Source organism: Pseudomonas sp. PDM27 (genome assembly GCF_019219205.1).
In the GTDB taxonomy this organism is placed as follows: domain Bacteria; phylum Pseudomonadota; class Gammaproteobacteria; order Pseudomonadales; family Pseudomonadaceae; genus Aquipseudomonas; species Aquipseudomonas laurylsulfatiphila.
In genome coordinates this window covers 38,497-57,610 of the sequence record NZ_JAHUWF010000012.1, presented here as the reverse complement: position 1 = coordinate 57,610, position 19,114 = coordinate 38,497, and the positions used below count along the sequence as shown (strand labels likewise).

Here is a 19,114-nt window from a genome sequence, read left to right as displayed (position 1 = left end):
CTCTCGTGCCCTTTGCGCTTGAAGCAATGCTCTTCCCGGCTTAGATGCCCAGGCAGAGGTATTTGATTTCCAGGTAATCTTCGATGCCGTACTTGGAGCCTTCACGGCCCAGGCCCGAAGCCTTGATGCCACCGAATGGCGCGACTTCGTTGGAGATCAACCCGGTGTTGACGCCGACCATGCCGTACTCCAGGGCTTCAGCCACACGGAACACCCGGCCCAGGTCGCGAGCATAGAAGTACGAGGCCAGACCGAACTCGGTGTCGTTGGACATCGCGATCACATCGGCTTCGTCTTTGAAACGGAACAGTGGAGCCAATGGACCGAAGGTTTCTTCCTTGGCCACGGCAGCGTTGTTCGGCACGTTGGTCAGGATGGTCGGCTCGAAGAAGTTGCCTTCCATCGACTTGCCGCCGGACAGCACGGTAGCGCCTTTGGAAACAGCGTCAGCAATGTGCTCTTGCACCTTGGCCACGGCTTTTTCGTCGATCAGCGGGCCAGTGGTGGTGCCGTCTTCCAGACCGTTACCGATCTTGAGCTTGGCCACAGCCACTTTCAGCTTCTCGGCGAACGCGTCGTAGACCGAATCCTGAATGTACAGGCGGTTGGCGCAGACGCAGGTCTGACCGTTGTTGCGGTACTTGGAAATGATCGCGCCTTCGACGGCCTTATCCAGGTCCGCGTCGTCGAACACGATGAACGGCGCGTTGCCGCCCAGTTCCAGGGACACTTTCTTGATGTCCTTGGCGCATTCCGACATCAGTTGACGACCGATTTCGGTCGAACCGGTGAAGGACAGCTTGCGTACGATCGGGTTGCTGGTCAGTTCGCTGCCGATGTCGCCGGCGCTGCCGGAAACAACGCTGAACACGCCAGCCGGGATGCCGGCACGCTGGGCCAGTTCGGCCAGGGCGAAAGCGGAGAACGGGGTTTGCGAAGCAGGCTTGAGCACCATGGTGCAACCGGCGGCCAGGGCCGGGCCGGCTTTACGGGTGATCATGGCAGCCGGGAAGTTCCACGGGGTGATTGCAGCGGTCACGCCGATTGGCTGCTTGATCACGATCAGGCGCTTGTCTGGCTGGTGGCCCGGAATCACGTCACCGTAGATGCGCTTGGCTTCTTCGGCGAACCACTCGATGAAGGAAGCGGCGTAAACGATTTCGCCCTTGGCTTCGGCCAATGGCTTGCCCTGTTCCAGGGTCATCAGGCGAGCCAGGTCGTCCTGGTTCTCGATGATCAGCTCGTACCAGCGACGCAGTTTGCCTGCACGCTCTTTGGCGGTCAGTGCACGCCAGGCCGGCAGCGCTTTGTCAGCGGCTTCGATCGCACGGCGGGTTTCGGCAGCGCCCATTTTCGGCACGGTGCCCAGAATTTCGCCCGTTGCCGGGTTGTTGACCTTGATCGTCTGACCATTGTCCGCATCAACCCACGCGCCATCGATAAAGGCTTGCTGGCGGAACAACTGGGTGTCTTTAAGCTGCATGTCGGCTTTCCTTAACAGCACCGCGCACGCGCGGAGCAAATTATGATTGTAGAAAGGCGCCTCGATAGGCTGCCGTCAGGGAAATCATTCACCGGGCTGAAGCACATAAATAGCGCACTGATTCAAATCGTGCGGTTCAGCACCCAGACAAGAGCGTTTGAAATCTCAAACGAATCCTAGGATCAAAGGGGGTAAAGGACAATAGGCTGTTCGAAAAAAAGAACGAAAACGACGCTTTTGCCTGTATTTTCTGATCAACGTAGCAAACGCGCGTTACAGCTTTAAAAAAACGCAGGCGATTCAGCAGCATGGACGCCCGCAGTGCATATGAGTATCATGGCGCCCGCTGCACCAGTAGCTCAGCTGGATAGAGTACTGCCCTCCGAAGGCAGGGGTCGTGGGTTCGAATCCCGCCTGGTGCACCATACGTTGTAACGAGAAAGCCTCAGGCCTTATGGGCCTGGGGCTTTTTTGTGGGCGTGTGTTCGCCGTCATGGATGCAGTCACCCTTCTAGAAAAACTCCCCCCCGAACGTTGCGCTTAATAACGCGCTGCCCGGCTCCTGGCTGGTACCCCCCGATCCTCCCTCGCTCCAAAGTTTTCTTGGCCTTACCTTCTTCAGTTTGATTAGAATGGTGGCACATTGCCTCAAATCACAATGGATTGTCCCGCTCGGGATTTCTTACGCTCATAGAGATATTGGAAATGATGATGTTAAAACGCTGCCTGGTGCTTTCGATCGCTGCTGTTCTTGCTGGCTGCCAAACGTCCGGTGAGGAGTATCAAGCAGATGTATTCGACGCCAGTCAGGTAAACAGCCAGCAGGAAGCTAAAACCGTAAAAATCCTGACGATTTCGCCGAGCAAGATAAAAGTCAGCAACGAGAAGAACAAAAAAGCCGCGATGATGGCGGGTGGGGTACTGGGTCTGATCGGTGGTGCCGCACTGGGCAACACGAAGAACACTGACACGGCCATCGTCGGCGGTGTAGCCGGTGGCGCTGCAGGCGCCATGGCAGGCTCGCTGGTCAATGACACCACCCTGGTACCGGGTGTGCTGATCGGTTATTCCGAAAGCGGCAAGATCTACACGTCTGCCCAGGTGGGTCGCCCTTGTGAGTTCAAGGTTGGCGAAATCTCCCTGATGGTGATGACGGTCTCCAACGAAACACGCATTCAGCCGAATGCGACCTGTCCAGAACCCAAGAAGAGCTAAGGGGTCGGACATGAAACATATTGTTCTGGGCTCCGCCCTCGCACTGCTCACCCTGCCGGCATTGGCAAACCAGTTCGACAGCCTGTATCAAGTCGAACAGCAGACCAAACAGACTGAAGCAGCCGCTCAGGCCGAACGCGTCCGCCAGGCGGCAGCCGAACGGGCACGCGAGGATGCTCGTATCGCGGCTGATCGTCGGCAACGGGCAGCGGCACAGCAAGCTGCGCAGCAAAAGGCCCTTGAGCAGCGCAAGTCACAGGAACTTGAACACAAGCGTGTTCAAACCCGAGAAGAAGGCTACGAAGACGAGTTGCGCGCACTGGAGCTGGAAGAGCGCCGCCTGGCACTGCAGGCGAAGCGCGCGCGCACCGCACGCGCCAACGACTACATCGATGCGGAGTTGCGTGACAGCGCGGCACGCACCGACGTGATCCAGTCTGAAGCCGACTCGGCACGCAATGTGACCTCCGGCACCAAGTCCCTGCTGGAAGATGCCGGCAAGGCTGAAGTCAATCGCTCCAGCCGCTTGTTCGGCGAGTAATCCTCCTATCGATCTGCCCCGGACCCAGGTCCGGGGCATCCGTTATCAGAGATGAATTCCTATGCTGCGTTTATGTACGCTGATTGCCGCAGGCCTGCTCCTGAGCGCCTGCTCCAAAGAAGATCCCAAAGCCCAGGTTCCAGCTGTCGACCTGCACGGACGCCTGGTGGTGGATCAGGAGATGACTGACAGTCGTCAAGCCCAGGGTATCAATGGTGAATATTACAAGCGCGTCCTCACCGTTAATGGCCAGGAGATGATCTTTGCCGATTTCATCAAGCAATATTGCTCCGACACCAACACCCGCGACGACACTTGCCTGAAAGCCTTTCGCATCAAGAAAATCGATGATGTCAGCGGCGCAACCAAGTTTCTCCCCAACGGGCTGTAACACTTGTAAGTACGCCAGTCACAGCACTTCAGGGCTTTTGCCTGGACCCAAAAAAAACCGCCAAAGGCGGTTTTTTTCATTCTGTGGTCCAGTCGAACTCGTCGTACTCATCATCATCCTCGTCGTCCTCGAAAAGCTCCTCTTCAAGGTCGTCGTCTTCAACAACCTCTTCTTCCGGCTGGTTCAGCAGAAAATCCTTGCGACTCTCGGTAATCGCTCGCCGCAGTTCTTCACCCTTTTGCGGGCAGTTGAGCATTTGGGCGATGCGGTCGATTTTTTTTGCCACGGCATCCTCCAACGCATCGGCTATGGCCTGATAGTGCGCGCTTTCGGGGGCGGATGCCAAATCCCAGCCATGCTGCGCACTTCAGTTTTCTGTAAATCCGCCTTTAGCGGTGATAGCGCCGCACCACGCTGCTGTTTCTCAGGACGTGGCCTTTGATTTTTTCCAGCAGTTGCGCACGGGTCAGGCCGGCGGGCAAGGCGTCCGGGGCCAGGTCCAGGGCGTAGATCTGGATGATGTAGTGGTGCGCGCTGTCGCCAACGGGCGGGCAAGGGCCGATGTAGCCGGTGGTGTTCTGGCTGTTGGTACCGCCAACGCCCTCGAGGCCGGGTTTGCTCCCGGCACCGGCCGGGATTTGGTGGGTACCGGCCTTGATGCCGTAATGCACCCACTGATCGATGCCCTGGCCTTTCTGGCCGTCCGGGTCGTGCATGACGATGGCGTAGCTTTGGGTGGCGGCCGGGCCGGTGTTCCAGTTCAATGCCGGGGAAATGTTGTGTCCGCCACAGCCCGCGGAATCGCTCGCAGCGGCCGACGTGAACAGACGGTCATCGGAAACTCCGGGAATGTTCAGGGTGAAGCGTTCCTGGGCCTGCGCCGGGAACTGCACGCAAAGGGCGACAGCGGCGGCTGCGAGCCAAGCGTTGATTGAGGTCAATCGGGTCATTCCGGAGCACCTTGTGCGTGTTGGGCCGTCGTCGGCGTGCAAACTATAGCCGGACCGTTCACGCCGTGGCAGGGGGAGTTGGCTGAACCTCGCGATAAGCGCCAGACTCATAAGTAAACGTCTGTCTGGAGAGCAATCATGACTCTGCATCGCGTTGCGCGTGTCACCAATGTGCCCGAAGACCGGGGACTGGAAGTGCAAGTCCAGGGCAGCAAGATTCTACTGTTGCGGGCCGGTGAGCAACTTCGCGCTTATCAGGCCGAATGCCCGCATGCCGGCGCCCCGCTGGCTGATGGTGCGGTATGCAACGGACGCCTGACCTGTCCGTGGCACAAGGCGCAGTTTCGGATCGAGGATGGCGGCCTGTGCGAACCGCCAGCCCTGGACAGTCTCAAGCGCTATCCCCTCGAAATCCGTGACGGCGAAATCTGGGTCGGCGACCAGCCATTATCGGACGCCCACACGCCACCGGCCGACGATCCACGAACCTTCATTATTATCGGCGCTGGCGCAGCAGGTACGGCGGCAGCGGCGGCGTTGCGCGAGAAAGGCTTCGGTGGCCGGGTGCTGTTGATCGACCGCGAAGCCGAGGCCGGATACGACCGCACCGCGCTCAGCAAATACGTGATCGCCGGGGAAATGCCGCCGCAGGAAGTCCCGCCGCTGCGCGACGAGGCGTTTTACCGCGAGCAGCGGATCGAGCGCCTGCAGGGCGAAGTGGCCAGCCTGGACGCATCAAACCGCACACTGCGGCTGACTGACGGCCAATCACTGACCTACGACGCCGCGCTGCTGGCCACCGGCGGCGAACCCAAGCTGTTGACGCTGCCCGGCGCCGACTTGCCGCAGGTGTTCGTTTTACGCTCCAGAGCCCATGCGCAGCAGATTCTGAACAGCGCCAGCGCCGGCCAACGGGTGGTGATCATCGGCGACAGTTTCATTGCCATGGAGTCCGCCTCGTCCCTGCGCCAGCTTGGCCTGGACGTGACCGTGCTGGCCCGCCACGCAGTGCCTTTTGCCAAACAGTTCGGCGAAACGGTCGGCAAGGCTATCCGCGCGCGGCATGAAGCCAATGGCGTCGTGTTTCATACCCAGGGCAATGCGGTACAGATCGAAGGAACCGACAAGGTCGAAGCCGTACACTTGGACAACGGCCAACGCCTGGCGGCCGATCTGGTGCTGGTCGGCATTGGCGTCACTCCAGCCACCGCCGCCTTCACCGGGTTGGCGAAAGAGCAGGATCAGTCGCTGCGTGTCGACGGCGCAATGCGCGTGGCCGACGGCCTCTGGGCGGCTGGCGATATCGCCACCTTCCCGCTGAACAACCAATACGTGCGCATCGAACACTGGCGACTGGCCCAACAGCAGGCGCGGATCGCAGCGGCCAATATGCTGGGCGGGGACGAGCATTACCTCGACGTGCCGTTTTTCTGGACCTGGCATTTCGGCAAGACCTACGACTACCTCGGGCACGCCGAGGCCTGGGACGAAGTCGAGTTCAAGGGTGACCCTTACGATCCGCCTTTCATCGGCCTGTTCGGAAAAAATGGCGTGGTGTCGGCGGCGCTAGCCTGCGAGATGGACCGGGCCATGGCGATGCTTGCCGAGCGGATGAAGCAACCCTTGCCCTGGGAAGAGGCATGGCGCCTGATCCGTGACGTTCCCTAGCGATACTGGACAGCAAAACGCCCGGCGCCTGCGCGATGCAGAGGCCGGGCGTTACCGGGTAAACAGCCGCCGTTATTCGGTGGCGCCAGTTTCCGCAAACTTGCTCATGACAAAACCGGCAAACTCTTCGACGGTCATTTTCTGGCCGTTGAAGTCCACCTGATTGTTGGCGTAACGCAGGTTGGTGACGATGTTGTTGCCGTCCAGTTTTGCCAGTTGGCTGCCGACCGCCATGCTGCTGAACATGTCCGCGGTGGCGGTGGCCTGATCGGCAATCAGCTTGGCGTCGGTCTGACCGTCGATTTGCGACTGCACGGTGAGCACATCGACCAGCATGGGTTTGGACACTTTCAGTTTGAAGTCCAGCAACGCGATCAACTGCCTGACCAACTGATCGGTCGGCAGGTCGATGGTTTGTGGCTTGGTCAGGTCGAGCACCATGTTGGCCCGGCTCTCACCGTTGGCGGTGTTGAACGACAGGTTTTCCAGGGCTACCTGCGGACCGGCCGCCAGCAGTTTTTCCAGGCTGGATTTGAGCAATGCCTCTTCGGCTTCGGTCAGTTTCAGCTCCGGTGCCGGCAGGCCCGCTGCCGTCGCTTCGGCCGCCTCACGCTCATACGGCTGCAGCTTGCTCTGGTAGACCTGCATCAACGACATCGTGGCCGGAATGTCGAGGTTCTTCACGCTCATGGTCAGCGCACCGGAACCGATGGCCTTGCCATTCAGGGACACTTCGCCGACCTTGTAGTCCGCACGACCGGAAGCGTTGCTGCCCTTTTCTTCCGTCAGGTTTTTCATCTCGAATTTCTTGAAGTCCAGCACCGACTGCTTGACGCCAAAAGTCGATTTGCCGCTTGCCAGCTCAAGGACGTTCTCGCCGACATAGAAACCGTAGGTACTTTTGGTCAGGTTGCTGGCCAGGGTCAGGCCGTTGAACTCAACCTGCACCGGTGCCTGGTCTTCGGAAACGGTGGTCACTTTCAGGCTGTCCATGTAGCCGCTGGCCTTGACCTTCTGCGCCTTGGCGCTGGCGTCGACGTCCATGCTCAGGCCGGAGAATTTCATGCTCGACTTGTCATCCAGCGCCATTTCCAGCGGCTGCAACTCGAAGGTGCCATTGGTGGCGTTGTCATAGCCGATGTTGACCACGCCGGTCAGTGGGGATTTGTCCTTGGCGGCGGCAAACCACTTCTCGGTGAACGGGGTCTTTTCCAGTTCGTAGTGACTGGTCGCCAGGACCGGCAGCCACTTCAGCGACATCAACCGCGAGAACGGCAACGGGCCGTGTTCGATGTGATCGACAAACAGCAACTCGACCGGTGCTTCGCCGAACATTTCACCTTCGCCCTTGAGGCGATAGTGCGCGGTGCTGCTGAATACATGACGCTCCAGCGACACCAGCTCCAGCGACGCGGTGCCGTTGGAACCGACCATGGCCGCTTGCAGCTCCTTGTTGGCATCGGCAATCGAAGAGTTCAACACACCTTCGAGCTTGGTGCCGGTAAACCAGGCTCCGCCTGCGCTGATGGCACCGATTGCGACAACAATTCCCAGTAGCACGCCTGCTGATTTGTTCATGTATGACCCGTTCAATGTCCGTTGTTGAAAGTGTGGTCGTCTTCCCTGAACCCATGACGGGTTGCGGCTCGACTGTGCTGAAAGTGGAATGCAGATTAGCATCAGGCGCGACGAACGGCCCAATGATTAAAGGTGAAAGAGTGTCTTGGGGGGGGCGCAGGGTTCGAAATTTTCGCTGTGCATTCAATCGCCTTCGCGAGCAAGCCCGCTCCCACAGGGGAATGCATTCCAATGTGGGAGCGGGCTTGCTCGCGAAGGCGTCAGAACAGCCAACACAGAATCAGGAATACTGGACTTCGATCTCGTCCAGTTGATGATCAAAGCTTTTAAGCCGCGCCGTCCAGGTGTACACCAGCACTTCGAAGTCGCGGTTGATCACCGCTCCGCCCGTCACTTCCGCGCGGGGGTCGCAGACGTCCAGTTGATAACGTTCACGGGCCATGGCCGTGGCGACATCGGCCAGCTCCCGGGCATTGCTGAGCCAGTGCCGACCGTCGTCAGCCACTTGCCGATCCAGTGCCAGGCATTGTTTTTTCAGGGTTTCGAGGCTTTTTTCCAGCGGCGTGCCGGTCAATTCGCCCATGACTTCCTGGAACGTGCGCCCCGGTTGCCAGTAACTGCCCCAGAAATAACGGTCGAACACCGTTTCGACACGACGCAACGCCACCTTGGTATCCCAGATCAGGACCAGGGTCTTGCCTTGTTCGAGTTGTCTTTTTTTGATGCGCTGATTCTGGACCGACGCCCAGGCCACCACCGCAACGGACATCACGGCTATCAACGCGACGGCACTGTCGAGGAACACCAGAGCCTTGTCGATCTGGTGGGCCAGCATGACGCCGTAGAAATAGGTGGCCGACAGCAGCACCAACGCCACGATGGCGCACCAGAAGCCGAGAGCATAAGGGTTTTTCATTATTGGTTTCCCCCTGATCTGCGCGAGCCTTGTGCGAAGAAAGGGCGCTTTGCACGAGGCGCCCCTCCAACACTTCAAAGCATAGCAACGGCCTCAGGGTTTGCCGGAGTTCGACGCTTGCGTTCGTCCGCTTTCCCAGCCGCCGCCCAACGCAAGGAACAAATCGATCTGGCTGGCGGCTACCTGGGTGTTGGCAGCGGCCAATTGCGCCGTGACATCCGTGTAAGTGCGGGTCGCTTGCAGGTCCGCCAGGAACGATTCGCGACCGGCCTGGAAGAAGCGATGGGTCTGTTCAGCCGCCAGTTTTGCCGATTGCTCGGCATCGGCCAGGGCGTCGCGGCGTTGCAGCAAGGCCGTGTATTGGGCAAGGCTGGTCTGGGTTTCACGAATCGCGTTGAGCACCACCCCATCGAAATGCGCCAGCGTTGCCTGGGTCACCGCTTCGGCTTCGCGGATGCGCGCCCGGGCGCCGTTGGTCGGCACCTTCCAGGTCAGCGACGGGCCGAAGCCCCAGCGGTTGGTCGACGGGTCGCCGAGATCGTCGAGGATACCGACGGTACCGATGGTCGCGCCGATGCTGATATTCGGGTACAGCTCACCCGTGGCGACACCGATACCGGCCGTCGCGGCCGCCAGCCGCCGCTCGGCCTGCCGCACATCCGGGCGACGCTTGAGTAGCGCGGCGCCATCGCCCACCGGGACCAATTGCGCGATTTTCGGCAGCTCGTCGCAGGTCGCGGTGCCAGCCGGCAGTTGGTCCACCGGCTTGGCCAGCAACATCGACAGGCGATACAGCCCGGCCTGACGTGAGGCCTCATAGCGCGGCATGTCGGCGCGCAGGGATTTGAATTGGGTTTGCGAGCGGGTGACCTGGGTTTCGTCGCCACGCCCGGCATCGCGCAGGCGCTGGATCAGTGTGGTGCTTTGCGCTTGCAGGTCGAGGGAGTGCTGGGCGATTTCCCGCTCTTCATTGGCCGCGCACACCTGGGTGTAGGCCCGTACCACGTCGGCCACCACGGTGATGCGTGCCGTATCGGCGGCGGCCTGCGTCGCATCGGCATTGGCCTTGGCCGCTTCGATACCGCGTTGCAAGGTCCCGAACAGGTCGAACTGGTAGGACGCGCTGATGCCGATGTCGCCAATGTTGGCCACCGGCACTTTTTCCGGTAGCAGGAACGCTTGGCCGGACTCCTGCAAGCGCTGGGCGCCCATCTGCACGCCGCCGCTCCAGCCACCTGCCGCTTCGGCCTCATCCACCTGAGCGCGAGACCGCGACAGGCTGGCCGCCGCCACACGCAAATCGGTGTTGGAGGCCATGGCCTGCTGTACCAGCTGGTCGAGTCGCGGGTCCTTGTACAGGCGCCACCAATCGGCCGGCACCGGTGCGGACACCACCGTTTTGCCGTCGACCGCCAGATCGCCCTGGATATCTGGACGATGGACAGCCGCCTCTTCGGGCAAGTGATAATCCGGCCCGACCATCTGACACGCCGACAGCAGCAAACCTAAACCGGCGACCGCCAAACCCGAGGCCTTGCTCATTGCGCCGGCTCCCGTTGCTGATCGTCGATGATCGATACCGTGGCGGTGCGCCCGGCGATCATGCGGAAATCTTCCGGCACGTCATCGAAAGCGATGCGCACCGGAATCCGCTGGGCCAGGCGCACCCAGCTGAAGGCCGGGTTGACGTTGGGCAGCAGGTTGTTGCCGCTGGTGCGGTCGCGGTCTTCGATGCCGGCAACGATGCTTTCTACGTGCCCGCGCAAGCGTGCATTGTCGCCGATCACCCGGATGTCGACGTTCTGGCCGATATGGATGCCGTTCAGTTTGGTTTCTTCGAAATAGCCGTCGATGTGGAACGAATTGCTGTCGACCACCGACAACACCGGACGCCCGGCGCTGACGAACTCCTGGGTCCGTGGCGCACGGTCGTTGACGTAGCCGTCCACCGGGCTGCGGATCACCGAGCGGTCGAGGTTGAGCTGCGCGCTGTCCACCGCCACCTGGGCTTCCATCAAGGCCACCTGGGCGCGGGCCACTTTCGACTGGCTTTCTTCCAGTTGCTCACCCGGCACCAGGTTACCGAGGCCCTTGTTTCGCTTGGCCTCGCGCTGGGCCTGGGCCAGGGTTTCTTCGCGGTCGGCGACAGCCGCTTTCGCTTGGCGCAGTGCCAGCTTGAAGCGGTCCGGATCGATGCTGAACAGCACCTGGCCGCGCTTGACCAACTGGTTGTCGCGCACCTCCACTTGCTGGATCAACCCGGAAACATCCGGCGCGATTTGCACGATGTCGGCACGGATGTGCCCATCGCGGGTCCAGGGCGCGAACATGTAATACATCACCATGCGCCAGACCACGACCACGGCGAAGCTCACGATCAGCAGGGTCAACACCACGCGACCAAGGGTTAGAAAGGGTTTTTTCATGTCATCAGGTATCGACTGAGTGAGTCCACGGCGCCAAGCAGCAGGGCGTAGAGGGCCACGTTGAACAATGCCCGGTGCCAGACCAGACGGTAAAAGTGCAGGCGCGTCAGCACCCCGTGCACCAACAGGTACAACACATAGGTAATGCCCATCAGCACCAGCAGCGTGGGCAGAAACACCCCGCTGAGATCCAGGTCACCGATCATAAAGGCGCTCCATCAATGCCATGGGGAAGCGGTTCTTCGGGCTCGGCGGCACCGACGAATTCGACACCTGGCAACAGTGCCAGGCGCAGGCCGCTCAGGGCGTGCAGCAGATGCCGACGGGTTTCGTCATCGCCGGCACCGCTGAGGGCGCGACGCGTGCGGTCGAGGGTCATCAGCAGCGGGCTCGGTGCCGGCAAGCGCTCACCGGCCTTGAGACAGGCCTTGAAGTACTCGCCAACCTCGGCGACTACCTGGCGCAGCAGCACCTGCGGCACACCGAGGACCCGCGGCGTATGGGCGAGCAGGTCCAGCAGATTCAGCGCCACCCGCACTTCCCGCAGCGCCACGCCGGAGTCCTGGCCGGTCATGGCCAGGCGCGGCAGGTGCTGCATCAGCCGATCGAGCATCTTTATGCCCAGCAGCCGATGTTCGGACAACGTGGCCGGCTCGGAGAGGCCGACAATGTCACGCCAGCTGAAACGGGTCAGGCGCTTGGCTGCCAGCTCGGCCCCGAACGGCCGGGCGATCAGGGTCCAGATGAACGCGAACAGCAGCCCCATCGGACCGGCCAGGTTGGAGTTGGCGAAACTGAGGAAGTCGGCGTCGTAGGCCCCCTGGATGCTGATGAAGGACGATGTGTTGACCAGGGTCAGCAGCATGCCCAGGTAAAACTGCGGCTTGACCGTCAGGGTGCCGACGCAAATGAACGGCACGGCAAACGCCAGCACCAGCATCGGAAAGTCATGCAGGTTGGGCAGCACCAGAAACAGATAAAGGCTGGCGAACACCACCGACATCGCCGTCCAGAAAAAGAACCGGTAAATCTGCGGCGCCGGGTCGTCCATCGAGGCGAAGAAGCTGCACGCCACCGCTGCCAGGATCACGGCGCTGCCGCCATCGGTCCAGCCGAGCAGTATCCACAACACCGAGGCCACGATGATCGCGGTGACGGTGGAGGCCGCGGAATACAACATCAGGCCGCGATCCAGAAACGGGGACAGCCGCCCCAGCCGCCAGTGCCGATACACCGCGCGCCAGCTGTCCTGGCTTTCGCACTGGATGGCGTATTGCAGGCTGCGGCAGTCCTGCCACAAATCGATCCACTCGCCGAGACGGTAGATGGCATTGGAGAACAGCAGCTGCTTGCGGTCATCCAGCGCTTCGGGGGCGGGTTGCAGGGCTTCCAGTTGATCCTTGAGTGCTTGCCAGCGGTCGAGGTCGGCATCCTTGTGCGCGAGCCATTCGGTGGTGGCCGTCAGCAACGGCGCGAACTTGTCCACAAGCTCGGGCGTACGTCGTTCCAGGGCATAAAGCGCATCGTCGAGGGCATCGACTACCGGCAGCAGATGAATCATCCGCCCACGCAACTCCTTGGTATTGCGCACCGTCTGCGGACGCGAACCTTCGTGTGGCAACTGACCGATCATCAACTCCAGGGAGTTGAAGGTGGCGACCATCGATGCGCGCAACGCACTGACTTCTTCAGGCTGCACGTTGCGACTGAGGAAACGCAGGCTGTAGGTCGATGCATCGGTAAACCATTTGCTCACCGAATCATTGAACACCGGCGCCAGGCGCCGCGGCCAGAACATGGCACCGACCACTGCCGCCACGGCGATGCCGAGAAAGATTTCTTCGGTCCGCGCCTCGGCCACGTCCCACACCCCCAGCGGGTTGTTCACCACCGGCAGGGCAATCAACGGCAAGGTATAACCGGCAAGCATCAAGGCGTAGTTGTTCGCAGTGCGCAAATGCAGGGACAGAAACAGCAGCGTGCCGGTCCACAGCGCAATCACCACCACCAGCACGTAGGGGCTCTGCACGAACATCGGCACGAACAGCACCGCCGCCGCAGCGCCGATAAAGGTGCCGACTGCCCGGTACAACGCCTTGGAACTGGTAGGGCCGAGAAACGGGCTGGAAACGATGTACACCGTGGCCATCGCCCAGTACGGACGCGGCATTTGCATGAGCAAGGCGATGTACAGCGCGATCATCGAGGCGGCGAAGGTGCGGACCCCATAGAACCAGTCTCGCGCCGGGGGCATGCCAGCAAAAAATCCGTTCAAGAGTTGGCCACCGATGGCGGCGTGGCCGCTTCAAAAGCTCTCAGTACCCGCAGCGTAGCTTCCAGATCACTCTGGTCAATGCCTTCCAGGACTTCCTGGCGCAAGCGCACCAGTTCCACTTCAACCGCCTGCACCAGCTCCCGGCCGGTTTCGGTCAGGCTCAGGCATTTGGCGCGGCGGTCCTGGGTATCTTCGGTCCGGCAGACGTATCCGGAATGGCACAGTTGATCCAGCAGGCGCACCAGCGATGGGCTCTCCATCCCTGCGGCTTGCGCCACCGTCACCTGGCGCACGCCCTCGCCCAGGCGCCCGATCATCAACAGCGGAACGGCGCAGGCTTCGGAGATTCCATAGTTGACCAGCGTGGTCTGGCAGATTTTGCGCCAATGCCTGGCGGCCACCACCATGGCACTGCTGATGTTCATCTGGAGAACGTCGAGGTTGTTCGGCACGAGGGAAAATACACACTGTTAGTTTGCTAACTATCAATATTGCATTGGAGAGGATTTTCCGTCAAGTTTTGAAACAAATTGGCTGCCATCCGTCGCGAAGCCATAGAGGTGAATCAGCCAACGTACTGAAGATGTATATACTTTGTCATTACGACAACCGAGAAGGCAGCCATGTCTAAACAAGCCGTTTTTACAATGAAACTTGAGTCTGAATTGCGTGAACAGTTCATGGCAGAGGCAGACGCCGCTCATCGCCCCGCCTCGCAAATCGTCCGGGAAATGATGCGTCAGTTTGTTCAAACCCAACGGGAGGCTCGCGAGTACGAAGCATTCCTGCAGCGCAAGGTCGACACCGCACGCGCTTCGATGCGCGCCGGCGACGGGCTGACAAATGATGAAATCGAGGCAGAGTTCGCTGCCAGGCGCAGGCGGGCCGAGCGACAAGAATGAAAATAATATGGACGAAAGAAGCAGCACAGGACCGTGCAGACATTTGGGATTACCTGCATGCCGTTAACCCGAAAGCAGCCATCGACATGGACAACCGGTTCAGCGATGCACTATCCCGGCTTGCCCAAAACCCGGAAAGCGGCCCTGCCGGGATCATTTCAGGCACTCGCGAGCTGATTCCACATCAGAGTTACCGCATTGTTTATGAACAGGGACTGGACGCCATCTGGATACTCGCCCTGGTCCATACTTCTCGACAGTGGCCGCCCGGACGATGACGGTTCACACCCCCCGCCCCTTCCTCAACATCACATCCAATTGATCCACCACCTCCGCCCAATCTGCGTCATCGAGTATCTCCTCACGCAGAAGCTCCGCCTGGCTCGGGCTCCAGAAAAATGCATCCGCAAGGTGCAGTTCCGGTTTGAGCGGTGAATGGGTGGCGATGAATTTATCGATGCTTTCGGCGTCGTCCGGCAGGCCGAGTTGCTTGAACAGCGAAGGGAGGTTGTGGGTTGGGTTTTCCATGTCGAACTCCTGGGGACCAATTTAGGGACCGCTACGCGGTCATCGCGAGCAAGCTCGCTCCCACAGGTTTTGTGATCGACACAGACCCTTGTGGGAGCGAGCTTGCTCGCGATGACGGCAGCGAAGACGCTGCAGACCTAATGACTCAACTCCCGCACCTCCGCATGGGGCACCATTTTCAGGAACTCGGGCATGTCCATGCGCACCAGGTTGACGTGGTTGCCGGCCTCCAGATAGATGTCTTTCTGCCGGGTCAGCAGCGGGTCGATGACCACCTCCAACCCATAGGACTCACCCAGCGCCGGTACGGCACCGCGTTCGCAATCGTCGAACAGGTGCGCCAGGTTGCTTTCCCGGGAAACCTGCCACTCACCGCTGCTGCGGACCTTGCTCAGGTCAAGGTGACGGCTGGCGGGCAGCACGGCCATCAGGTAGTGCCCATGGTGATCGTCGAGGATCACCGATTTGGCCACCCGTTCGGCAGGAATACCGGCGACCCGCGCCGTTTCGAGGCTGCTGGCCGAGTGGGGGTGGCTGACGATGTCATATTCGCATTGAGCCTTTTCCAGGCTTCGCTGCACGGTTCTTGCCATACGCATGATGCACCTCGGTGTCCGCCGTGATCGCTGGCAGACGATGGTTAAAGCGTTGCTTGCGTAGTAAAAGTCTAGGCCCACCGGCGTGATCCGGCGGGAAATCCGCCCATCGGCCGACGACGACAATTGAGCAAAATTCATACAGGTCGAGGCTCAACTAAACTGTACTCAGAGCCACTCCACGACTCTCCCGGAGGGTCAGGTGAACACGCGTTGTTGTGCAATTGCGTTGCTGTTGGCGTTGAGCGGATCGGCCTTCGCTGCCGACACGGTTGTGTTGCTGGTGCCAAATCCCGTGGGGATCTGGCTGATCACCTTCGGCATCGCGTTCCTGATCGCCGAAGCGGCCCTGCCCAATTACGGCGTGATCGGCCTGGGCGGCATCGTGATGTTCGTGATCGGCGCGGTGATCCTGTCCAACACCGAAGTGCCCGTGCCGTTGATGATCGGCCTGGCAGTGGTCAGCGCGCTGCTACTGATCTACCTGGTGATACACGCCTTGAAAACCCGACCGCGCCACATCGTCAGTGGTGATGCCGGGCTGCTCGGCAGCGTGACGGCAGTGACGTCTTTGCAGGCCGGCAACGCCTATGGCGGCTGGATTCATCTGCAAGGAGAACGATGGCAAGTGCTCAGCGCGACGCCGCTGCAACCCGGACAACAGGTGCGGGTGGTGGGGCGCAAGGGCTTGCTGCTGCAAGTGGCCGCGGCTGACGCGGCGCCGGGCGGAGAATAGTCATGGGTTTGCAATTGGGTCTTGTCGCGCTGCTGCTGTTGCTCATCGCACTGGCGGGGTCGACGTTCCGCATCCTGCGCGAGTACGAGCGCGGGGTGGTGTTCCAGCTCGGGCGCTTCTGGCAGGTCAAGGGTCCCGGCCTGATCCTGCTGATTCCGGTGGTCCAGCAAATGGTCAGGGTCGACTTGCGCACCGTGGTGCTGGACGTGCCGCCGCAAGACGTGATCACCCGCGACAACGTGTCGGTCAAGGTCAACGCGGTGCTGTATTTCCGCGTGCTCGACCCGCAGAAGGCCATCATCCAGGTCGAGGATTTCCTGGCCGCCACCAGCCAATTGGCGCAAACCACGTTGCGGGCGGTGCTGGGTAAACACGAACTGGACGAACTGCTGGCCGAACGCGAACGGTTGAACCTGGACATCCAGCAAGTGCTCGACGCCCAGACCGACGCCTGGGGCATCAAGGTCGCCAACGTCGAGATCAAGCACGTGGACCTCAACGAGTCGATGGTCCGCGCTATTGCCAAGCAGGCCGAAGCCGAGCGGGAACGGCGCGCCAAGGTGATCCACGCCGAAGGCGAATTGCAGGCCTCGGAAAAACTCATGCAGGCCGCCGAAATGCTGGGCCGCCAACCGGGGGCCATGCAACTGCGCTACATGCAGACCCTGAGTTCGATTGCCGGCGACAAGAGCTCGACCATCGTCTTTCCGTTGCCGATCGAGTTGCTCAAGGGCATGGCTGACTTGTCGTCGAAACCCTGAACGCCGATCGGTCAGGACCTGGGCAGCACTTCGGATTCAGCGAGCCAGGTCAGCAGTCGATCAAGGCAGGCCTCGACCGTTTGTACCCCGGTGTCGAGCACCAGCGCCGCATCGACGGGCGCCTGATACGGCGCAGACACCCCGGTAAAGCCGGTCAGCTCTCCACGTCGGGCACGGGCATAGTGACCTTTCGGATCACGTTGCTCGCACACCGCCAGGGCCGCGCTGCACCAGACTTCCCGGTAGTCGTCACCGAGTCGCCGGGCGAACACATCACGCAATTCCACCAAGGGCGCGATCATCGCCATGATCACGATGTGTCCGTTCTCCACCAGCAACGATGCCAGTTCGCTGGCGCGGCGGATGTTCTCCTGACGATCGCTGTCGCCAAAGCCCAGGTCTCGGTTGAGCCCCACCCGCAGCCCATCACCATCGAGCACCACGCTTTGCAGTCCGCGGGCAAACAACTCGGCGTGCAGCGCTTGCGCAAGGGTCGACTTGCCTGCCGCCGGCAGGCCGGTCAGCAGGATGGCCGCGCCGCGATGACCGTTGCGTCGCTCGCGCTGAGCCCGGCTGACGCTGGCGGTCGGGGCCTTCACGTCAGCGCACCGGGGCATGCGTCACCGGCACTGTAATATCACCTGCCGCCCAGGCCGCTTCGCGGTTGGCCAGGGCCGTGGCGATGGACTGGACTTGCGTCGATTGCACCTGATCCGGCAGCGGGTCGAGACCGGCGCTGGCGAAAATCTGCCCATAGGCGTTGCGCAGGTCGGCGTAGGACAGGTCACGACGCAGATCGGCCTGTAAGGTGTTGAGTTCCCCCTGGATCAGATCGAGCTCGCCGATACCGTCCGCCTGGTGACGGTTGCGCAACTGACCGACGATTTGCCCGTCGATGTCCGACAATTGCTGATTGGTCTTGAACTGGCGCAAGGCCTCGCGGTAGTTGGCATTGGCCACATACAACTGCGCCAGCACCGCAATCGACATCGCCTGACGGCGCGCCGTGGCGACTTCTTCACCAGCCTTGGCTACGTCAATCGCCGCCGGAGCCGAGATCACGTTGAACAGGTTCCAGGTGACTTTGACGCCGTAATCGGCCCAGCCTTGCTCCACCAGGAACGAGTTGCTGTCGTAATGTCCGCCGGCGGAGAACTCCAGGCCCGGCAGCAGGCGCAACATGGCCTTGCGGGTCTCGGCCGCACTGATACGGGTCTGATAATCCTGTTCGCGCAGTTCCGGACGACTGGTCAAGGCTTCCTGTTCGAGGCTGGCCAGATCGACCTTGAGCTCGGGAATCTCATAACCGTTATCGGTCGCCAGGGTCAGCTCCGTGCCCATCGGCAGGTTGATCAGGGTTGCCAGTTCGGTCTTGGCCAGTGACAACGCACGGCGCTGCTCTTCCAGCTGGCGGGTCGCCTCGATCAGCGAGCGCTGATAACCGAGGGCCTGCACCGGGTCGCCAATGCGTTGCTGGCTCATGCTCTGGCTGTTGTTGCGCGCGGTTTCAACCCGCGCCATCAGGCTGTCGATCTGTGTGAGCAGGCGTTCGGCGGCCATGGCCCGCCAGTACGCCGAGCGCACGTCCTGGACGATGGTATTGATCACCTTGCGCCGACGCTCCTGAACGATCAGGCGCTGGTCGCCCTGCTGCTTGGCGCTGATGTAACTGACACCAAAATCGAGCACGTTCCAGACCATGGTCAGGTCCGCTACATCACGGTCGCGGTCCTGGGAGGTCGAAGGTTCCAGGGACTGCGTGCCGGTGCGCACACTCTGGCTGCTGGAGGCGTTGACGTTGTTGCGCCCCACGTATCCGGCGTCCAGCGCCATGCGCGGCAGCATGTCGAAACTGGCGAGGTCGAGCTGACGCTTGGCCAGGGCCTCTTCCATGATTTTCAACCGGCCTTCGAGGTTGTATTTCACCGCGCGGGCCATGGCCTGGTGCAGGGTCAACGGGCCACCAAGGGGCTCCTGCCCCTTGTACATGGCTTGCAGGTCACTTTTGGCCCGCTGCTCACTGACACTGCGTTCGATCGGCTCACTGGTGACTGCGCATCCGCTGATCGCCAGCGACAGCAGGCTGGCGCCGAACAACTTATGACTTTTTTTCATCCTTGCATCGCCCCTGGGTGCCGCATCAAAAGT

General features: G+C 60.9%; 22 protein-coding genes and 1 tRNA gene. 9 read left to right on the top strand and 14 right to left on the bottom strand.

The genetic code is table 11. The features are described from left to right. Positions 1-40: 40 nt before the first annotated feature. Positions 41-1,483 carry an NADP-dependent succinate-semialdehyde dehydrogenase gene (gene gabD, locus KW838_RS22680; RefSeq protein WP_218503656.1) on the bottom strand — a complete coding sequence of 481 codons (1,443 nt, stop codon included), beginning with the start codon at positions 1,481-1,483 and terminating at the stop codon, positions 41-43. A 348-nt stretch (positions 1,484-1,831) separates the two neighbouring features. On the opposite strand from gabD, the gene KW838_RS22675 reads away from it, so the two are divergent. The 4 genes from KW838_RS22675 to KW838_RS22660 all read left to right on the top strand — a co-directional run bounded on the left by KW838_RS22675 (position 1,832) and on the right by KW838_RS22660 (position 3,630). Then, positions 1,832-1,908: transfer RNA gene (locus tag KW838_RS22675), tRNA-Arg, on the top strand. 280 nt (positions 1,909-2,188) lie between these two features. Then, positions 2,189-2,698 (top strand): hypothetical protein, encoded by a 510-nt coding sequence (locus tag KW838_RS22670; RefSeq protein WP_102700142.1) that lies wholly within the window; start codon positions 2,189-2,191, stop codon positions 2,696-2,698. Between the two features lie 10 nt (positions 2,699-2,708). Continuing rightward, positions 2,709-3,239: a DUF5384 family protein gene (locus tag KW838_RS22665; protein ID WP_102700141.1), complete on the top strand. Its 531-nt coding sequence runs from the start codon at positions 2,709-2,711 to the stop codon at positions 3,237-3,239. Between the two features lie 61 nt (positions 3,240-3,300). Further along, positions 3,301-3,630, top strand: a complete 330-nt coding sequence (locus KW838_RS22660; RefSeq protein WP_102700140.1) for a hypothetical protein — start codon at positions 3,301-3,303, stop codon at positions 3,628-3,630. A gap of 76 nt (positions 3,631-3,706) precedes the next feature. Here the strand turns inward: KW838_RS22660 and KW838_RS22655 are convergent, their stop codons facing one another. Both KW838_RS22655 and KW838_RS22650 read right to left on the bottom strand, forming a co-directional pair. Next, positions 3,707-3,976, bottom strand: a complete 270-nt coding sequence (locus tag KW838_RS22655) for a hypothetical protein (protein WP_256358945.1) — start codon at positions 3,974-3,976, stop codon at positions 3,707-3,709. Between the two features lie 43 nt (positions 3,977-4,019). Continuing rightward, complete coding sequence (locus tag KW838_RS22650) at positions 4,020-4,580, bottom strand: YbhB/YbcL family Raf kinase inhibitor-like protein (RefSeq protein WP_102700138.1); 561 nt, start codon at positions 4,578-4,580, stop codon at positions 4,020-4,022. Between the two features lie 138 nt (positions 4,581-4,718). Between KW838_RS22650 and KW838_RS22645 the strand changes: the two genes are divergently transcribed. Continuing rightward, positions 4,719-6,248 (top strand): apoptosis inducing factor family protein, encoded by a 1,530-nt coding sequence (locus KW838_RS22645; RefSeq protein ID WP_218503655.1) that lies wholly within the window; start codon positions 4,719-4,721, stop codon positions 6,246-6,248. A gap of 72 nt (positions 6,249-6,320) precedes the next feature. Here the strand turns inward: KW838_RS22645 and KW838_RS22640 are convergent, their stop codons facing one another. From KW838_RS22640 to KW838_RS22610, 7 genes are all read right to left on the bottom strand, one after another. Next, positions 6,321-7,826, bottom strand: a complete 1,506-nt coding sequence (locus KW838_RS22640; RefSeq protein ID WP_218503654.1) for a YdgA family protein — start codon at positions 7,824-7,826, stop codon at positions 6,321-6,323. Between the two features lie 280 nt (positions 7,827-8,106). Beyond that, entirely contained in the window at positions 8,107-8,742 is a 636-nt protein-coding gene (locus KW838_RS22635; protein ID WP_102702586.1) for an NADH:ubiquinone oxidoreductase subunit N, read from the bottom strand. Between the two features lie 93 nt (positions 8,743-8,835). After that, on the bottom strand, positions 8,836-10,284 hold the full coding sequence (locus KW838_RS22630) for an efflux transporter outer membrane subunit (protein ID WP_102675672.1): 1,449 nt from the start codon (positions 10,282-10,284) through the stop codon (positions 8,836-8,838). After that, positions 10,281-11,168 carry an HlyD family secretion protein gene (locus tag KW838_RS22625; protein WP_218503653.1) on the bottom strand — a complete coding sequence of 296 codons (888 nt, stop codon included), beginning with the start codon at positions 11,166-11,168 and terminating at the stop codon, positions 10,281-10,283. Before KW838_RS22625 ends, KW838_RS22630 begins: the two co-directional genes overlap by 4 nt. After that, entirely contained in the window at positions 11,165-11,374 is a 210-nt protein-coding gene (locus KW838_RS22620; protein WP_007987399.1) for a DUF1656 domain-containing protein, read from the bottom strand. The genes KW838_RS22625 and KW838_RS22620 overlap by 4 nt, the downstream gene beginning before the upstream one ends. Next, positions 11,371-13,443 (bottom strand): FUSC family protein, encoded by a 2,073-nt coding sequence (locus KW838_RS22615; protein ID WP_218475554.1) that lies wholly within the window; start codon positions 13,441-13,443, stop codon positions 11,371-11,373. Before KW838_RS22615 ends, KW838_RS22620 begins: the two co-directional genes overlap by 4 nt. After that, positions 13,440-13,868: a MarR family winged helix-turn-helix transcriptional regulator gene (locus tag KW838_RS22610; protein WP_218503652.1), complete on the bottom strand. Its 429-nt coding sequence runs from the start codon at positions 13,866-13,868 to the stop codon at positions 13,440-13,442. Before KW838_RS22610 ends, KW838_RS22615 begins: the two co-directional genes overlap by 4 nt. Positions 13,869-14,066: 198 nt before the next feature. Between KW838_RS22610 and KW838_RS22605 the strand changes: the two genes are divergently transcribed. Both KW838_RS22605 and KW838_RS22600 read left to right on the top strand, forming a co-directional pair. Next, positions 14,067-14,345 (top strand): antitoxin of toxin-antitoxin stability system, encoded by a 279-nt coding sequence (locus KW838_RS22605; protein ID WP_102702591.1) that lies wholly within the window; start codon positions 14,067-14,069, stop codon positions 14,343-14,345. Then, positions 14,342-14,623 (top strand): type II toxin-antitoxin system RelE/ParE family toxin, encoded by a 282-nt coding sequence (locus KW838_RS22600; RefSeq protein WP_102702592.1) that lies wholly within the window; start codon positions 14,342-14,344, stop codon positions 14,621-14,623. The genes KW838_RS22605 and KW838_RS22600 overlap by 4 nt, the downstream gene beginning before the upstream one ends. A 4-nt stretch (positions 14,624-14,627) precedes the next feature. On the opposite strand, the gene KW838_RS22595 is transcribed toward KW838_RS22600, so the two are convergent. Both KW838_RS22595 and KW838_RS22590 read right to left on the bottom strand, forming a co-directional pair. Continuing rightward, the gene (locus tag KW838_RS22595) at positions 14,628-14,873 is read right to left on the bottom strand and encodes a DUF2789 domain-containing protein (RefSeq protein WP_046040688.1); all 246 of its coding nucleotides are present in this window, start codon (positions 14,871-14,873) and stop codon (positions 14,628-14,630) included. 137 nt (positions 14,874-15,010) lie between these two features. Further along, a complete protein-coding gene (locus tag KW838_RS22590; RefSeq protein ID WP_007975646.1) occupies positions 15,011-15,472 on the bottom strand; it encodes an aminoacyl-tRNA deacylase in 462 nt (153 codons plus the stop codon). 199 nt (positions 15,473-15,671) lie between these two features. On the opposite strand from KW838_RS22590, the gene KW838_RS22585 reads away from it, so the two are divergent. Together KW838_RS22585 and KW838_RS22580 are read left to right on the top strand one after the other, a co-directional pair. Continuing rightward, a complete protein-coding gene (locus tag KW838_RS22585) occupies positions 15,672-16,205 on the top strand; it encodes an NfeD family protein (RefSeq protein ID WP_218503651.1) in 534 nt (177 codons plus the stop codon). Positions 16,206-16,207: 2 nt separating this feature from the next. Continuing rightward, entirely contained in the window at positions 16,208-16,966 is a 759-nt protein-coding gene (locus KW838_RS22580) for a slipin family protein (protein ID WP_007975649.1), read from the top strand. A gap of 11 nt (positions 16,967-16,977) precedes the next feature. On the opposite strand, the gene cysC is transcribed toward KW838_RS22580, so the two are convergent. Continuing rightward, positions 16,978-17,583, bottom strand: coding sequence for an adenylyl-sulfate kinase (gene cysC, locus KW838_RS22575; protein WP_102702594.1), 606 nt, complete (start codon positions 17,581-17,583; stop codon positions 16,978-16,980). Continuing rightward, positions 17,567-19,081, bottom strand: coding sequence for a TolC family protein (locus KW838_RS22570; protein WP_102702595.1), 1,515 nt, complete (start codon positions 19,079-19,081; stop codon positions 17,567-17,569). The genes cysC and KW838_RS22570 overlap by 17 nt, the downstream gene beginning before the upstream one ends. Positions 19,082-19,114 lie beyond the last annotated feature (33 nt).

Coding starts and splice junctions, on each gene's coding strand:
- KW838_RS22610 (WP_218503652.1), bottom strand. CDS start 13,868: ATGAACATCAGCAGTGCCATGGTGGTGGCCGCCAGGCATTGGCGCAAA.
- cysC (WP_102702594.1), bottom strand. CDS start 17,583: ATGCCCCGGTGCGCTGACGTGAAGGCCCCGACCGCCAGCGTCAGCCGG.
- KW838_RS22595 (WP_046040688.1), bottom strand. CDS start 14,873: ATGGAAAACCCAACCCACAACCTCCCTTCGCTGTTCAAGCAACTCGGC.
- KW838_RS22580 (WP_007975649.1), top strand. CDS start 16,208: ATGGGTTTGCAATTGGGTCTTGTCGCGCTGCTGCTGTTGCTCATCGCA.
- KW838_RS22645 (WP_218503655.1), top strand. CDS start 4,719: ATGACTCTGCATCGCGTTGCGCGTGTCACCAATGTGCCCGAAGACCGG.
- KW838_RS22650 (WP_102700138.1), bottom strand. CDS start 4,580: ATGACCCGATTGACCTCAATCAACGCTTGGCTCGCAGCCGCCGCTGTC.
- KW838_RS22670 (WP_102700142.1), top strand. CDS start 2,189: ATGATGATGTTAAAACGCTGCCTGGTGCTTTCGATCGCTGCTGTTCTT.
- KW838_RS22605 (WP_102702591.1), top strand. CDS start 14,067: ATGTCTAAACAAGCCGTTTTTACAATGAAACTTGAGTCTGAATTGCGT.
- KW838_RS22665 (WP_102700141.1), top strand. CDS start 2,709: ATGAAACATATTGTTCTGGGCTCCGCCCTCGCACTGCTCACCCTGCCG.
- KW838_RS22570 (WP_102702595.1), bottom strand. CDS start 19,081: ATGAAAAAAAGTCATAAGTTGTTCGGCGCCAGCCTGCTGTCGCTGGCG.
- KW838_RS22620 (WP_007987399.1), bottom strand. CDS start 11,374: ATGATCGGTGACCTGGATCTCAGCGGGGTGTTTCTGCCCACGCTGCTG.
- KW838_RS22590 (WP_007975646.1), bottom strand. CDS start 15,472: ATGCGTATGGCAAGAACCGTGCAGCGAAGCCTGGAAAAGGCTCAATGC.
- KW838_RS22630 (WP_102675672.1), bottom strand. CDS start 10,284: ATGAGCAAGGCCTCGGGTTTGGCGGTCGCCGGTTTAGGTTTGCTGCTG.
- KW838_RS22625 (WP_218503653.1), bottom strand. CDS start 11,168: ATGAAAAAACCCTTTCTAACCCTTGGTCGCGTGGTGTTGACCCTGCTG.
- gabD (WP_218503656.1), bottom strand. CDS start 1,483: ATGCAGCTTAAAGACACCCAGTTGTTCCGCCAGCAAGCCTTTATCGAT.
- KW838_RS22660 (WP_102700140.1), top strand. CDS start 3,301: ATGCTGCGTTTATGTACGCTGATTGCCGCAGGCCTGCTCCTGAGCGCC.
- KW838_RS22600 (WP_102702592.1), top strand. CDS start 14,342: ATGAAAATAATATGGACGAAAGAAGCAGCACAGGACCGTGCAGACATT.
- KW838_RS22635 (WP_102702586.1), bottom strand. CDS start 8,742: ATGAAAAACCCTTATGCTCTCGGCTTCTGGTGCGCCATCGTGGCGTTG.
- KW838_RS22640 (WP_218503654.1), bottom strand. CDS start 7,826: ATGAACAAATCAGCAGGCGTGCTACTGGGAATTGTTGTCGCAATCGGT.